Source organism: Sphingobium sp. UBA5915 (assembly GCF_002431195.1).
Taxonomy (GTDB): Bacteria; Pseudomonadota; Alphaproteobacteria; order Sphingomonadales; family Sphingomonadaceae; genus Sphingobium; species Sphingobium soli.
In genome coordinates this window covers 68,840-82,394 of the sequence record NZ_DJDV01000097.1, presented here as the reverse complement: position 1 = coordinate 82,394, position 13,555 = coordinate 68,840, and the positions used below count along the sequence as shown (strand labels likewise).

The window sequence follows — 13,555 nt, the reverse complement described above, 5'->3', positions numbered from 1 at the left end:
CGGGGGACTGCTGTCCTACCATGTCGGCGACCAAGCGAAGCGAGAACCAGGGGCGCGCACCGCGGCGGTGGAGGGGCATCTAGGCCCACCACCCGAGGCGGGCAATCATAAAATTTCAAAAAAACGACATAAGCGAATTTTGGGCAGCGAAGGGGCGATCACACCGGTGAGATGGCTGGGCCGCTTCCTAAAAAGCGTCGCCAGGCATTGCCATCAAGGACGCCTCGCCCGCGCCGATCGCCCGCGCCAAGCCCTCACTCTCCGGCAGAAGCCGGAGCACGAAGAATTCGGCAAGCGCGCGCTTGCTCGCGTGCAAGGGACTATCGCCGGTCGCCACGGCTGCCATTCGAGTCCACATCCATCCCAAGCAGACGAGGGCAAACAGGCGAAGATAGTCAACCGCCGCCGCTCCCGCGGCGTCGGCACCGGCCCCACGCAAGGCGATCGTCGCGTCTCGCAGAAGGCCAAGCGCGTTACGCACCCGTTCGGCCATTTCGACGCCTTCGCATTTTTGCAAATCCATTTCGATCTGATCGAACAGGCGCTCGACCACAGTGCCGCCGGCCATAGGTAATTTGCGGCCCACAAGATCCATCGCCTGGACCCCGTTCGTACCCTCATAGATCTGCGCGATGCGCGCGTCTCGCACGAACTGCTCCATCCCCCATTCGCGGATATAGCCGTGGCCGCCGAACACCTGCTGCGCCACTACCGCACTTTCAAATCCGAAATCGGTGAACGCGGCTTTCACAACAGGCGTAAGCAGCGCGACCAACGCATCGGCATCCGCCCTGATTGCCGGATCGGCATGGCCCTGCGCCCGATCCCACTGCAACGCGGTCCACCCAGCCAGCGCGCGCCCGGCTTCGACAAAAGCACGTACCTTGAGCAGCATGCGCCGGACGTCTGCATGTTCGATGATCGCAACAGGGCCCCGGCCGCCATCGCTACCGCGCCCCTGGAGCCGATCCTTGGCATAAGCGGCCGCCTGTTGATAAGCAGCGCCGGCAATGCCGAGCCCCTGGATGCCGACCATTAGTCGTTCGGCATTCATCATGGTGAACATGGCCGCTAAGCCACGGTGCGGCTCGCCCACCAGCCACCCCGTTGCGCCATCATAGTTCATGACACAGGTCGGCTGGGCATGAATGCCCATTTTCTTTTCCAATGCGCCGACCGACATGGTGTTGCGCGTGTCATCGGGCAGCATCTTGGGCACAAGAAACAGACTGATACCCTTCACCCCAGCAGGCGCATCGGGCAAACGGGCAAGAACGAGATGGACGATATTGGACGCCATGTCGTGGTCGCCCGAAGAAATGAAGATCTTCTGCCCGGTGATTGCGAAACGTCCGTCTCCCAGATCTTCCGCCTTTGTTTTCAGCAGTGCAAGGTCGGTGCCGGCTCCGCTTTCCGTCAGCGCCATGGCGCCGGTCCATTCTCCGCTGATCAACGGCGCCAGATAGCGGGTCTTAAGGTCGTCGCTCGCATGGGCGGCGATCGCTTCCATCGCGCCGCGGGTGAGACCCGGAAAAAGCCCGAATGAAAGATTGGATGCGGACAGCATCTCATCGAGCCATAATTGCAGGATGAAGGGAAGGCCCTGTCCGCCATGGTCCGGATCAGCAGCCAGGGACGGCCATCCCGCCTCGACGAAGGCTTGATAAGCTGCGGCAAAGCCGTCAGGCATGACCACTGATCCATCGACCAGCCGCGCGCCTTGCTCATCCCCTTGACGATTGAGCGGATGAAGATGATCGGCACAGAATTTCCCCGCCTCTTCAAGGACCGCCGTCGCGAGGCCGCAATCCACGTCCTTGCCGAGCTCCGTCATCGCTCCATCAAAATCGAGCACCTCCTCCAACAGGAAACGATAGTCGTCGATGGGCGGGATATAGCTTTGCATAATACGGGCCTTTCTATTGCATAGCGCTATACCAAACAGTTGTTACAGCTTCAACCTGTCGATATGTCGTGGCGAAACACACGCGCGATTTGCTCAGCGATGTCTCGGGGCGACAGGCGGCCGGGCCGCACCCAGTCGGCCGCCGAATTAAGTTGAGACAGAAGCAGGTTGCGATAGATGGAGCGGTCAAGCTCAGGCGGCAACGGCAGATTGGCCACCAAGTCCCGAAACCGCGTTTCGAACCGATCTCGCCGCTCGATCAGCGCGGTGCGAACCGTAGCGGGCACCTCGCGAAAATCGTTCATCATCGGCATCGTCAACGAGTCAGGGTCGAGCTGAATCTCCAATAAAGCGGCGCAGGCCGCCTCAAGCCGGGCCCAAGGCTCGAGCTGCTGCGATGCAGCCTGAGCGATCCGACGCTCCGCTTCGTCCAGGGCTGCGTGATGGAGTTCTACGAAAAGGGCGTCCTTAGATCTGATATGATGATAGAGCGATCCTCCCTGGACGCCGGCCGCTTCCCCAATGTCCCGCATGGATGTTCCGCGATAGCCCTTGCGCGCAAATAGGCGCGCGGCGATTTCCAATATGGCGCGGCGGCGCGCGCCGCCCGTTTCCGGTTCGCTGGTCCTGTCATCCCTTATCGTCATCCCGGCGACCTAGCATGAAAGGGGACGCCGAATCACCCCGGGACGCACTCGGCGATCCAGAGGGTGTCGGGTAACGACCAGCCATATCGACCGAAGGTCCAATTGCACGCTCGACCGCCTCTGCCATCCTTGATCCAACTTTAATCGATTCAGGAGTGGACGATGCTGCAGCAGGCCATGGAGCGTTTTGCGGGCGAGAGGTTGATCCGTGAGCGCTACGACAATTATATTGGTGGACAGTGGGTAGCTCCAGCCAAGGGCGAATATTTCGACAATATTTCGCCCGTCACGGGCCAAGTCGTCTGCCAGATCGCACGCGGGACCGCCGATGATATCGAACTGGCACTCGACGCAGCCCACAAAGCCAAGGATGGTTGGGGCAAGACATCGCCTACCGACCGGTCCAACATTCTGCTCAAAATGGCCGACCGCATGGAGGCCAATCTCGACCTGATCGCGATGGCTGAAACGATCGACAATGGCAAACCCATCCGGGAAACGACGCATGCAGACATCCCGCTCGCGATAGATCATTTCCGCTATTTCGCGGGTTGCCTACGCGCTCAGGAAGGATCCATCGCGGAAATTGATCATGACACGATCGCTTATCATTTTCACGAACCACTCGGCGTTGTCGGCCAGATCATCCCATGGAATTTTCCAATTCTGATGGCGGTCTGGAAGCTCGCCCCTGCCTTGGCGGCGGGCAATTGCGTGGTTTTGAAGCCTGCTGAACAAACCCCAATGTCCGTCATGGTCCTGATGGAAGTCATCGGTGACCTGCTGCCGTCGGGCGTGCTCAACATCGTAAACGGCTTTGGCGTGGAGGCTGGCAAACCTCTGGCCAGCAACAAGCGGATTTCCAAGATCGCCTTCACCGGCGAAACCACCACGGGCCGCCTGATCATGCAATATGCGTCGGAAAATCTGATTCCGGTCACGCTCGAGCTTGGCGGCAAGAGCCCGAACATCTTTTTCGAAGACGTCATGGACGCTGACGACGATTATTTTGACAAATGCCTTGAAGGCTTCGCGATGTTCGCCTTGAACCAGGGCGAGGTGTGCACCTGCCCCAGCCGCGCCCTGATCCAGGAAAGCATCTATGACCGGTTCATCGCCCGCGCCGTTGAACGGGTCAAGGCCATCCGCCAGGGTAGCCCGTTAGACCCAGCGACCATGATCGGCGCCCAGGCCTCGAACGATCAGCTTGAAAAAATCCTCTCCTATATCGAGATCGGCCTTGGCGAAGGAGCCGAATTGCTGACCGGCGGCGAAAGGGCACGGCTAGATGGCGAACTGGCGGAGGGCTATTATGTCGAGCCGACCGTGTTGAAGGGCCATAACAAGATGCGCATCTTCCAGGAGGAAATCTTCGGCCCGGTATTGTCCGTCACCACGTTCAAGGACGAGGCGGAAGCCGTCGCGATCGCCAACGACACGCTGTACGGACTTGGCGCCGGCGTTTGGACGCGCGACGGCAGCCGCGCCTATCGGATGGGCCGGGCCATTCAGGCAGGCAGAGTCTGGACGAATTGCTATCACGCCTATCCGGCCCACGCAGCCTTTGGCGGCTATAAGCAATCCGGTATCGGACGCGAAACGCACAAGATGATGTTGGATCACTATCAGCAGACGAAGAATCTGCTGGTAAGCTACAGCCCGAAAGCGCTCGGCTTTTTCTGATCCGGCGAAGATGCAATTGTCGGAAGCTGCATTCCCTGTTCCAGGGCTTCCGATGGCGGCGGGCGACAATCTTCCCCAGCGCCCGCCGCACTGGTCAGTAGCAAGGACAGTCACCATGGTGCCAGCGCGCGTGATAGCCACGCCGGAAGCGGAAGCGATGATGCGGGCGCTTACGCACACGCATGGTGCGCTGATGTTTCATCAATCCGGCGGTTGCTGCGATGGGTCCGCGCCGATGTGTTTTCCGCGCGGCGAATTCAAAGTCGGAACGCAGGACGTTCTTCTAGGGCATGTGGCAGGCGACATTCCCGTATGGATCGGCAGCGCGCAGTTTGACTATTGGCGCCATACCCAGGTGATGATCGACGTCGTGCCCGGTCGCGGCGCGGGCATGTCACTCGAAAGTCCGCAAGGTGTTCGTTTCATCGTCCGCTCCCGAGTTTTCACGGATGAGGAATATGCCGCGCTGGAGGCGGCAGGCGGCCCCGTCCGCGGATGCTGAACGTCGGACTGGTCACGCGTCGCCGGCAGGTTCATAAGACCGTATAACAAGGAGAAATCAGGGGGGGGGAGATACCGATGACGTTGCTGGCTTCACGCATTGGCTTTGCAGCCAGTCACGCTGCGAGCCCTGTTGCCGCCATGGACGAGATCATGGAGCAGCTTGGCGAAGCGCCGCTGGCTGGCCTCATGCTGTTCTGCTCGCATCGGTTCGACCGGGATCCGCTGGCGCGGGCCATCAACCGGCGTAGCGAAGGCGTGTCGGTCATCGGTTGCACCAGTTCGGGGGAGTTGACCGATCGCGGCTATGACGAGGACAGCCTTTCCGCGATCGCTTTTCCAACAGACAGCTTTCACCTCGCCTCCCACTGTTTCCAGGATGTCGACATGTTCGATCCGGTCGCGGCGCGCGACGTCGTCCGCAGTCTGGTCGCCACAGCGACGCGCGACAGCCGGTCTCTTGGAGAGAAAATAAACCAGGTTGCCCTGTTCCTCATTGACGGGCTGTCGCATCGCGAAGAGTTGCTCACCATGACGATCCAGGACGCGCTGGGCGATATCCCTTTGATCGGTGGGTCATCGGGCGATGGCCTGGCATTTCGGGAAACATCCATATTTGAGGGGGGGCAATTCCACGCGCATGGAGCGGTAGTGGCGATCTTGTCCACGCCTCGGCCCCTGCACGTTTTCAAGGCGCAGCATTACCGGCCGGGCGCAGCCAAGATGGTTGTCACAGGCGCCATTCCGCAGGATCGGGTCGTAACCGAAATCAACGCAGAGCCTGCGGCCAGCGAGTATCTGCGCATCGCCGGCCATGCCGGCGAGGCACTGGGCGTCGAATTCTTTGCCGCACACCCGCCGATGGTCCGCGCCGCTGGCGACTATCATGTCCGGTCCATCCAGAGCGCAAATGCCGATGGCAGCCTGACCTTCTACTGCGCGATCGACGAAGGCATCGTGCTGACCGTAGGAGAGCCGGTGGATCGCATCGCGGGCATGGATGCGCTTTTCACCGACATCGCCGATCAATTAGGCGAAGTCGATCGCATCATCGCCTTCGACTGCGTGCTCAACCGCATCGACGCAGAACAGCGCCAAATTTCCCGTGCCGTCTCGGAACTCTACCGTCGCCACAGCGTCATCGGGTTCAATACTTATGGCGAGCAATATCACGCCCTGCACGTCAACCAGACGTTCAGCGGTCTGGCCATCGGAAAATGACCGGGGCGGCCGCCGAAATTGCAGACTTGGACGAGATAGACGTCGCGGCCTTGCGTCTGGAAGTCGCCAAGCTGCGCAAGATCAATGCCGCATTGATCGACCGGGTCGAACGATCCAGCGATATGGCCGGCAATGCGTTCGCCATGTTCGAGACTGCGATTTCCCTAGAATCCATGGTGCGCGACCGCACCGTCCAGCTAGAAGACGCACTGGCGCGATTGGCAAGCGCGCATGCGGAACTAGCAGCGGCCCACGATAGTGCCGACGCAGCGCGCATGCGGTTGCGCGATGCCATCGATTCCATCAACGAAGGCTTTGTCCTCTTCGATGCCGACGACCGGCTCCTGCTGTTTAACGAAGCCTATCTCGGCTTCTGGCCCGACATTGCCGATCAGCTGCGTGAAGGCATGCGGTTCGATGAAATCGCTCGGCTGGCGGCGGCACATCAGACTCCACGGGAAGCTTTGATAGCGCCTGACCGCTGGGTTTCTGAACGCCTTGCCCGCCACAGCGTCACACAGGGCGGCCATGTTCAGGCCCTGGCCGACGGACGATGGGTGCAGGTCAACGAACTGCGGACCAGCGAGGGTGGAATTGTTGGCATCTACACCGATATCACCGAAGCAAAGGCCGAGGATGCACGCGAGCGCACGCGAGAACTGGCCGAGCGCAACATCATCCTGCAGGCGACACTCGACAATTTGTCAGAAGGCGTTTGCCTGTTCGACGCGGACAGAAATGTCGCGGCTTGGAATGAGGCCCTGCAACGCCTTCTGCGCTTGCCGGAGGACTGGGCGCAGGACATGGGCAACCATGCGCAATTGGTGCACTGGTGCCGAACCGAGCGGCATCTGGCTGACGAAGGGTACCTGGACTGGCGAGATGGCATTGGCCGAAAGGTCGGCCAGGTTCGCGCAGGGGATCGCTGCTTTGAATTGCGCAGCACAATGTTGGAAGGCGGCGGACAGGTGATCGGTTTTACCGATGTCACCGATATGTTGCGCGCGCAGGCGTCCTTGAAGGAAACGGCTGAAACGCTGGAACGCCGGGTCACGGAACGGACGGGCGAACTAGAGGCAGAGGTGGCCGAGAGGCGACAGATCGAGGCGGAATTGATGGACGCCAAAATTGCGGCGGAAAAGGCCAATCTGTCGAAGACGCGCTTCTTGGCCGCAGCAAGTCATGACCTGCTCCAACCTTTGAACGCCGCGCGCCTGTTCGTGGCGGCCTTGGGCGACAGGCGGCTCGCCTTGCCTACCCGCGCTTTGGTCAGCCAGACGTCCACCGCGCTCGATTCGGTGGAGGATTTGCTGGAGGCACTGCTGGAAATCAGCCGACTGGACGCTGGCGCCATCCAGGCAGAATTGTCGAACTTCCCCCTGGACCGTCTGCTGGACACGTTGCGGGTGGAATTTGCGCCGATGGCGCGGTCGGCAGGGCTGTCGCTCAGTATCGAGGGCGAGCAGGTCTGGGTGCGGTCTGATATCCGGCTGCTGCGGCGGATCCTGCAGAATTTTCTATCGAATGCCGTGCGGTACACACAGAAAGGCGCTGTGCGGCTGCATTGCCACATGTTCGACGCGCTAGTCGAAATCAGCGTTACGGACACCGGCCCCGGCATCCCGCCCGACCAGCAGCAATTGATCTTCGAGGAGTTTCGGCGGTTCGACAATCGCCAGTCCGGCAAGGGTCTGGGTCTCGCCATCGTCCGGCGGGCGAGCGACATGCTGCGGCATCCGGTGACGCTGCGGTCTGTGGCTGGCGCCGGCTCCACCTTTTCGATCATGGTGCCGATCGGCGTGGAAAGCGCAGACGAACGGCAGCCACACGACGCTACGGGAAGGGATCGCACGATGCGCGGGCTGACCGCATTGGTGGTGGACAATGAACGCGCGATCCAGACCGGCATGAGCAGTCTGCTGGGTGGATGGGGATGCAGCGTCGTGACGGCCGGCAGCTTTGCCGAAGCAGCGGGCCAGTTCGCGGCTGGGACGGCGCCCGACATCATCCTGGTGGACTATCATCTGGACGAAGAGGAAACCGGCGATGTCGTCATCGAGCAATTACGGGCGCGTTTTGGTCTTCGGGTGCCAGCGGTGATGATCTCGGCCGACCGCGGCGAAGCGCTGAAAGCCCAGCTGGACGCCGCCGACATTCCCCTGCTCAACAAGCCGGTGAAGCCGGCGCAATTGCGGGCGTTGTTGCGGACGATCCTGAAATAACAAGGCTGTGGCCATCAGTCGCCGCTAAAGCCCACACGGTTCGCCTTGATGACCGCCTGGGTACGGCTGAGCACGCCTAGTTTTTGCAGGATGGCCGAGACATGCGCCTTGATCGTGGTCATCGACACGCCGAGGTCATGGGCAATCTGCTTGTTGAGGCGGCCACGAACAAGATGGCCCAGAACAGTCTTCTGCTGCGGCGTCAGGCTATCGATGCGGCGGACGATATCATCCTCCTCCACCGAAGGGGGCGGCACTTCGCCCATGGTTTCGGGCAGATAAATTTCGCCAGCGACGATGCGTTGCAGCGCATCGACAATGCCGCTGCGCTTGAGCGATTTGGGGATGAACCCCGCCGCTCCGGCCGCCAAAGCGTCCTGCACGATGGCGCGGTCGAAAGCGCCCGAGACCATGACGACGGGGAGGATTGGAAAACGCTGCCGCAGCAGTTTCAACCCGTCGAGGCGGCGAACGTCGGGAATATTGAGATCCAGCAGGATGAGATCGAAATTGTCCTGCTTTTCCAGCAGCGCGACCGCTTCTGCCAAGCTCGCCGCCTCCAATATCTCGATATTGTCGAAACTGATCGCGATGACACTGCGCAGGCCATCGCGCACCAGTGGATGATCGTCGATGATCAGCACCCGTTCCATCATGGCGTCCCCGCCCATATACTGACCCATCCCCCGCCCCTGCATTTCATGATCCATGATGCCATGGGCGGAGGCAAGATGCATCGCGCGTGGCGGCAATGCCGGCATGTGCGGCGTATGATGTCCCCGGCCCATGACAATCATCAATCAATCTCCTTTCATTTCGGCTTATCGCGGCAGCTTGAACACCCAGAGCGCCCCGCCCTGGTTGATGTCCTTGAAGCTTTTGGCCACTTCGCCGCCCCACAGCGGGACCGCCCCACCCCAGCCAGACATGACGGCGACATATTGTTCGCCATCCTGTTCCCAGGTGACGGGCGATCCGACCACGCCAGATCCGGTCTGGAATTTCCAGAGTTCCTGCCCCGTCTTGGCGTCGAACGCCTTGAGATAGCCCTCCGGCGTGCCGGTGAAGACGAGGTTGCCGCCCGTCGTCAGCACGCCGCCCCATAGCGGCGCCTTGTTCTTATATTCCCACATGATCTTGCCGGTCTTGGGATCCATTGCGCGCAACGCGCCGATATGGTCTTCGGCAATCGGCTTAATGGTGAAGCCCGCGCCCAGATAGGCCGCGCCCTTCTTGTAGGCGATGGGTTCGTTCCAGATATCCATGCCCCAGTCATTGGATGGCACGTAGAACAGGCCCGTGTCCTGGCTATAGGCCATGGGCATCCAGTTCTTGCCCCCAAGGAAGGAGGGGGAGGCAAAGACCGGCTTCCCCTTCTCGGTCGTCGGCGCGCCGGGTCGGCCGGCTTCGATATAATTGGGCCGTCCGGTCTTGAGATTGATGCCGTCAGCCCAAGTCGTCTGCATGACGAATTTCGAGGCGCTGACCAATTTGCCGTTGGTGCGATCGAGCACATAGAAATAGCCGTTGCGATCCGCCTTGGCGCCCAGCTTCATCGGCTTGCCATTGATCGTGGCGTCGAAGGGAATGAATTCGTTGACGCCGTCGAAATCCCAGCCGTCATGCGGCGTTGTCTGATAATGCCATTTGATGACGCCGGTGTCGGGATCGAGCGCGATGGTGGAGCTGGTATAGAGATTGTCGCCCGGGCGCAGATGGCTGTTCCAGGGTGCTGGATTGCCGGTCCCAAAAAAGAGCAGATTGGTTTCCGGGTCGTAGGTGCCGCCAAGCCAGGTTGCGCCACCGCCGGTCTTCCACAAGTCGCCCTGCCAGCTGGCGTTGGTCTTGCCGGTGATGCCGTTATCCTTGCCCCGCAACGTGCCCATATGGCCTTCGATCACGGGGCGGTGCCAGATCAGTTCGCCGGTGTTGACGTCGCGCGCCTCGACCGCGCCGACGACGCCGAATTCGCCGCCTGAATTGCCGGTGATGACCATGCCCTTGACGATGATCGGTGCGGCTGTCGCGCTATAGCCTTCCTTATAGTCGGCGATCTGCTTATTCCACACGACCTTTCCGGTTTCGCGGTTCAGCGCCACCACGCGCGCGTCGAGCGTGGCGAAGATGATCTTGTCGCCATAGATGGCCGCACCGCGATTGACGACGTCGCAGCAGGGCATGATCGCGTCCGGCAGTCGGGCATCATATTGCCATTTTTCCTCACCGGTGCGCGCGTCAAAGGCAAAGAGGCGCGAATAGCTGCCCGTCACATAGATGGTGCCGTCATAGACGATCGGCTGCGCTTCCTGACCGCGCTGTTTTTCACCGCCCAGCGAGGCGGCGAAGGCGGGCACGAGTTTTGCGACATTGCCCGCGTCAATCTGCTTCAAGGGGCTGAACCGCTGTGCGCGCGGACCCATGCCATAGGTCAGCACGTCGCCGGGCGTTGCCGCGTCGTTCATGAGGTCAGCATCGGTCGGGCCAGCCCCCTGCGCCAGCAGCGGCGCCCCAGCCACGACCAATGCCAATGCGGCGGCGCCGCCCAGCGAACGCAACATACGTCCCTTCATCATCATCCTCCCATTTCTGCGGCGCCGTGCGCCCCCATTGCGCCGAACAGCCTATGCCGGGCGGCGCAAGCGGCAATTGGACCTTCGGTCGGGAGGAAATGCACAGGAGCGAAGTTCATTCGCTTTGGCCGCTTTTGGCCCCGAAGCGACCGCAGCGCGCCCCACGAAGCGACACGGAAGCGACACCTAAGCGACAGGTGGCGATAGCCACCAAAACCCGCCCAACCGAGCATGAAAAGGATCGAAGCGTGCCTCACCGACCAGGATAGATCAGAGAAAGTCCAACATTGGAAGCGGCAAGTGAGGGCCGCGATCAGCCAGCGACAGGCTTCTGATAGGTGACGCCATGGGCGGCGAACAGGGCGGCCAGTTCGCCCGACGTCCCCATGGCGGCCAGGATGTCCTCCACCGCGTCGCCCAGCGTGCGGCTGTTTTCCTTGACCGCCATGCCGATGTCCCAACCCGGCGAGGTGAAGGCGGGAAGCGGCATTTTGCGGCGAATGATGGCGGGATTTCCGCGGTCATGCAGCGCTGCTTCGATCTGGGCGCGGCTGGCGAGCACGCCGTCGGCCCCGCCATCGAGCATCGCGTCCACGGCGGCTGCGCCGCTTTTATGATGGACGACATCCCTGGACAGTACCCCGCCAAAGGCGCCGATCAGATAAAAATCGGGAATGCTGTCCAGTTCGGCGGCGAGCCGCCTGCCCTTCCATTGGACGGGCGGCGCATCACAGTCGATATCGCCATTGGCGCAGGCAAACTGGAACGTCTCACGATAATAAGGCGCGACAATCGCAACCTGATCATTGCGCGCGGCAAAGGCCCGGTCAAAAGGCACATGCAGCATGATGTCGGCCGGCATGAAGCCGAGCAGTCCGCCCTTCCAAACCGCATTGCGCAGGTCATCGTCGACGCTTTCATCCGCCGTAATCTGCGCCACGTCGGCGCGTACGCCCAGCTTTTGCGCCAAGGCGTTGGCAAGATCGATGTCGATGCCGGTCAGCCGGCCGTTTTTTTCCCAGGACCAGGGACGGTTATCACTATAGACGGCGACCCGAAGGACCCCTGTATCCCTGACCTTGCCAAGCGGCGCCGCGCCGATGCGCGAGGGCAGCAGGCCCAGTGTCGCGGCAGCGCCGGCGGCGCTGAGAAAGGCGCGGCGGCTGACCATGGGATCAGCCCTCGAACTTGGTTTCGAGCCAGGCGCGGATCGCCCAGCCGGTCTTTTGCCCCAGGACATCCCCAAATGGCGGCATATAGACTTTTCCGTCATGGCTTGAGCCGTGGCGATAGCGTTCGGCGAACCACTGGTCGCCCGACTCACCCTGCTCCAAATAGCGCAGGTCCGGGGCGATGCCGCCGCTTTCCGCGTCGAGCCCATGGCAGCGTGCGCAATTCTGGCCATAGGCGGACTGGCCGATTTCGATCGCCTTGGCGTTGCCGCTATAGGGATTTTTTTCCAGCCATTCCTCGCCAATGTCCGGCAGCGCGGAGGTATCGACCGCCTGCGGCGTCACGTCGCCATGCGCCAGCAGTTGGCTGGCCGTCGTTCCGCCCAGCACGGCAAGCGCGCCCAGCAGCAAAATGCGTCCCGAAGTCATGAGCCTGTCCATCCTCACCCATCATGTCCTGTTCCATGCAAGTGTAGGGGAGCGGCGGAGCGCGCCCCATTGGCCTTTGGTACAATCCCGCCCGCCTGATGCTGCGCCTAGACCATTGGGACGACGGACATTGAGGGAGAGGGCTGGCATGAAGAAACTGCTATGGGCCGCGATGGCGAGTGCGATGCCGGTCCCGGCGATCGCGGACACGCTCTATGTCTCCAATGAGCGGGGCGACAGCGTGAGCGTGATCGACGGCGCGACGCGCACGGTGCTGGCAACGTGGGATGTGGGCGGCCGGCCACGCGGCATCACCGTGTCGAAGGATGGACGATATGTCTATCTATGCGCCAGCTTGGATCATGCGGTGCAGGTGATTGATCGCGCCAGCGGCAAGCTGGTGGCCGAATTGCCGTCCGGTGAGGACCCCGAGCAATTTTTCCTGTCGCGCGATGGCGGCACCCTGTTCGTCGCCAATGAAAATGACGCCGCGCTGACCGCGATCGACCTTTCCTCGCGCACCGTCGCCTTTCAGGTGGCGGTCGGCGGCGAGCCGGAAGGCGTCGCGCAAAGCCCGGACGAACGATGGGTCGCGGTCACGTCCGAAGAGGATAATGTCGTCACCTGGATTGATCTTTCCACCCGGACGGCGGCAGGCGAAACCGCGACCGAGATGCGGCCGCGCCATGTCGAATTCACCGCCGATGGGCGCCAGCTTTGGATCGCGGCCGAGATCGGCGGCGTCGTCCAGATCGCGGACGTCGCCAGCCGGACGATTACGGACACGCTGCCGTTCGAGATAGAGGGCGTCGCGGCGCATCGCATTCTGCCCTGCGGCATCCGCTTCACGCCCGACGGCAAGACCGCGATCGTGGCGCTGGGCCGCGCCGATCATGTCGCGCTGGTCGATGTGGCGAGCCGCAAGGTGCGCGCCTATGTCCCGGTCGGCCGCCGCGTCTGGCATGTCGCGGTCAGCGCCGATGGCCGCCACGCCTATAGCGCCAATGGCCTTTCGAACAATGTGTCGGTGATCGACCTGGACATGGCCAAGGTGGTGGGCACCGTGCCGGTCGGCTCTGCCCCGTGGGGAATCGCCATCGCGCCCTGACCCGACCGATACCGCAGCGCCCGGCCGAAAGTCGCAGAACCTAAGTTCAATTTTCGGTCCGCCTGATGCAGCCCACTGTCCGGGCCAGCCGGAACC

Annotated in this window: 11 protein-coding genes; 5 read left to right on the top strand and 6 right to left on the bottom strand. The window is 61.6% G+C overall.

Features of this window, described 5'->3' with window-relative positions; all coding sequences use genetic code 11:
- Nucleotides 1-187: 187 nt before the first annotated feature.
- Entirely contained in the window at nt 188-1,906 is a 1,719-nt protein-coding gene (locus tag B2V90_RS17090) for an acyl-CoA dehydrogenase (RefSeq protein WP_228222616.1), read from the bottom strand.
- A 50-nt stretch (nt 1,907-1,956) separates the two neighbouring features.
- Nucleotides 1,957-2,553, bottom strand: coding sequence for a TetR/AcrR family transcriptional regulator (locus B2V90_RS17085; RefSeq protein ID WP_228222617.1), 597 nt, complete (start codon nt 2,551-2,553; stop codon nt 1,957-1,959).
- Nucleotides 2,554-2,715: 162 nt separating this feature from the next.
- On the opposite strand from B2V90_RS17085, the gene adh reads away from it, so the two are divergent.
- The 4 genes from adh (at nt 2,716) to B2V90_RS17065 (ending at nt 8,180) form a co-directional block, all read left to right on the top strand.
- Complete coding sequence (adh, locus tag B2V90_RS17080) at nt 2,716-4,236, top strand: aldehyde dehydrogenase (RefSeq protein WP_228222618.1); 1,521 nt, start codon at nt 2,716-2,718, stop codon at nt 4,234-4,236.
- 115 nt (nt 4,237-4,351) lie between these two features.
- On the top strand, nt 4,352-4,738 hold the full coding sequence (locus B2V90_RS17075) for a DUF779 domain-containing protein (RefSeq protein ID WP_228222663.1): 387 nt from the start codon (nt 4,352-4,354) through the stop codon (nt 4,736-4,738).
- 77 nt (nt 4,739-4,815) lie between these two features.
- Nucleotides 4,816-5,958, top strand: a complete 1,143-nt coding sequence (locus B2V90_RS17070) for an FIST N-terminal domain-containing protein (RefSeq protein WP_228222619.1) — start codon at nt 4,816-4,818, stop codon at nt 5,956-5,958.
- Nucleotides 5,955-8,180 (top strand): hybrid sensor histidine kinase/response regulator, encoded by a 2,226-nt coding sequence (locus tag B2V90_RS17065; RefSeq protein ID WP_228222620.1) that lies wholly within the window; start codon nt 5,955-5,957, stop codon nt 8,178-8,180. The genes B2V90_RS17070 and B2V90_RS17065 overlap by 4 nt, the downstream gene beginning before the upstream one ends.
- Nucleotides 8,181-8,194: 14 nt before the next feature.
- Here B2V90_RS17065 and B2V90_RS17060 read toward each other — a convergent pair whose 3' ends face one another.
- The 4 genes from B2V90_RS17060 to pedF form a co-directional block, all read right to left on the bottom strand.
- Nucleotides 8,195-8,977 (bottom strand): response regulator, encoded by a 783-nt coding sequence (locus B2V90_RS17060; RefSeq protein WP_228222621.1) that lies wholly within the window; start codon nt 8,975-8,977, stop codon nt 8,195-8,197.
- 24 nt (nt 8,978-9,001) lie between these two features.
- Nucleotides 9,002-10,750 (bottom strand): methanol/ethanol family PQQ-dependent dehydrogenase, encoded by a 1,749-nt coding sequence (locus B2V90_RS17055; RefSeq protein WP_037543898.1) that lies wholly within the window; start codon nt 10,748-10,750, stop codon nt 9,002-9,004.
- Nucleotides 10,751-11,063: 313 nt separating this feature from the next.
- A complete protein-coding gene (locus B2V90_RS17050) occupies nt 11,064-11,921 on the bottom strand; it encodes a substrate-binding periplasmic protein (RefSeq protein ID WP_228222622.1) in 858 nt (285 codons plus the stop codon).
- A 4-nt stretch (nt 11,922-11,925) separates the two neighbouring features.
- Nucleotides 11,926-12,351, bottom strand: coding sequence for a cytochrome c-550 PedF (gene pedF / locus B2V90_RS17045; protein WP_228222623.1), 426 nt, complete (start codon nt 12,349-12,351; stop codon nt 11,926-11,928).
- 148 nt (nt 12,352-12,499) lie between these two features.
- On the opposite strand from pedF, the gene B2V90_RS17040 reads away from it, so the two are divergent.
- Complete coding sequence (locus B2V90_RS17040) at nt 12,500-13,459, top strand: PQQ-dependent catabolism-associated beta-propeller protein (RefSeq protein ID WP_228222624.1); 960 nt, start codon at nt 12,500-12,502, stop codon at nt 13,457-13,459.
- Nucleotides 13,460-13,555: the final 96 nt, after the last annotated feature.

Coding starts and splice junctions, on each gene's coding strand:
- B2V90_RS17090 (WP_228222616.1), bottom strand. CDS start 1,906: ATGCAAAGCTATATCCCGCCCATCGACGACTATCGTTTCCTGTTGGAG.
- B2V90_RS17085 (WP_228222617.1), bottom strand. CDS start 2,553: ATGACGATAAGGGATGACAGGACCAGCGAACCGGAAACGGGCGGCGCG.
- adh (WP_228222618.1), top strand. CDS start 2,716: ATGCTGCAGCAGGCCATGGAGCGTTTTGCGGGCGAGAGGTTGATCCGT.
- B2V90_RS17075 (WP_228222663.1), top strand. CDS start 4,352: ATGGTGCCAGCGCGCGTGATAGCCACGCCGGAAGCGGAAGCGATGATG.
- B2V90_RS17070 (WP_228222619.1), top strand. CDS start 4,816: ATGACGTTGCTGGCTTCACGCATTGGCTTTGCAGCCAGTCACGCTGCG.
- B2V90_RS17065 (WP_228222620.1), top strand. CDS start 5,955: ATGACCGGGGCGGCCGCCGAAATTGCAGACTTGGACGAGATAGACGTC.
- B2V90_RS17060 (WP_228222621.1), bottom strand. CDS start 8,977: ATGATTGTCATGGGCCGGGGACATCATACGCCGCACATGCCGGCATTG.
- B2V90_RS17055 (WP_037543898.1), bottom strand. CDS start 10,750: ATGAAGGGACGTATGTTGCGTTCGCTGGGCGGCGCCGCCGCATTGGCA.
- B2V90_RS17050 (WP_228222622.1), bottom strand. CDS start 11,921: ATGGTCAGCCGCCGCGCCTTTCTCAGCGCCGCCGGCGCTGCCGCGACA.
- pedF (WP_228222623.1), bottom strand. CDS start 12,351: ATGACTTCGGGACGCATTTTGCTGCTGGGCGCGCTTGCCGTGCTGGGC.
- B2V90_RS17040 (WP_228222624.1), top strand. CDS start 12,500: ATGAAGAAACTGCTATGGGCCGCGATGGCGAGTGCGATGCCGGTCCCG.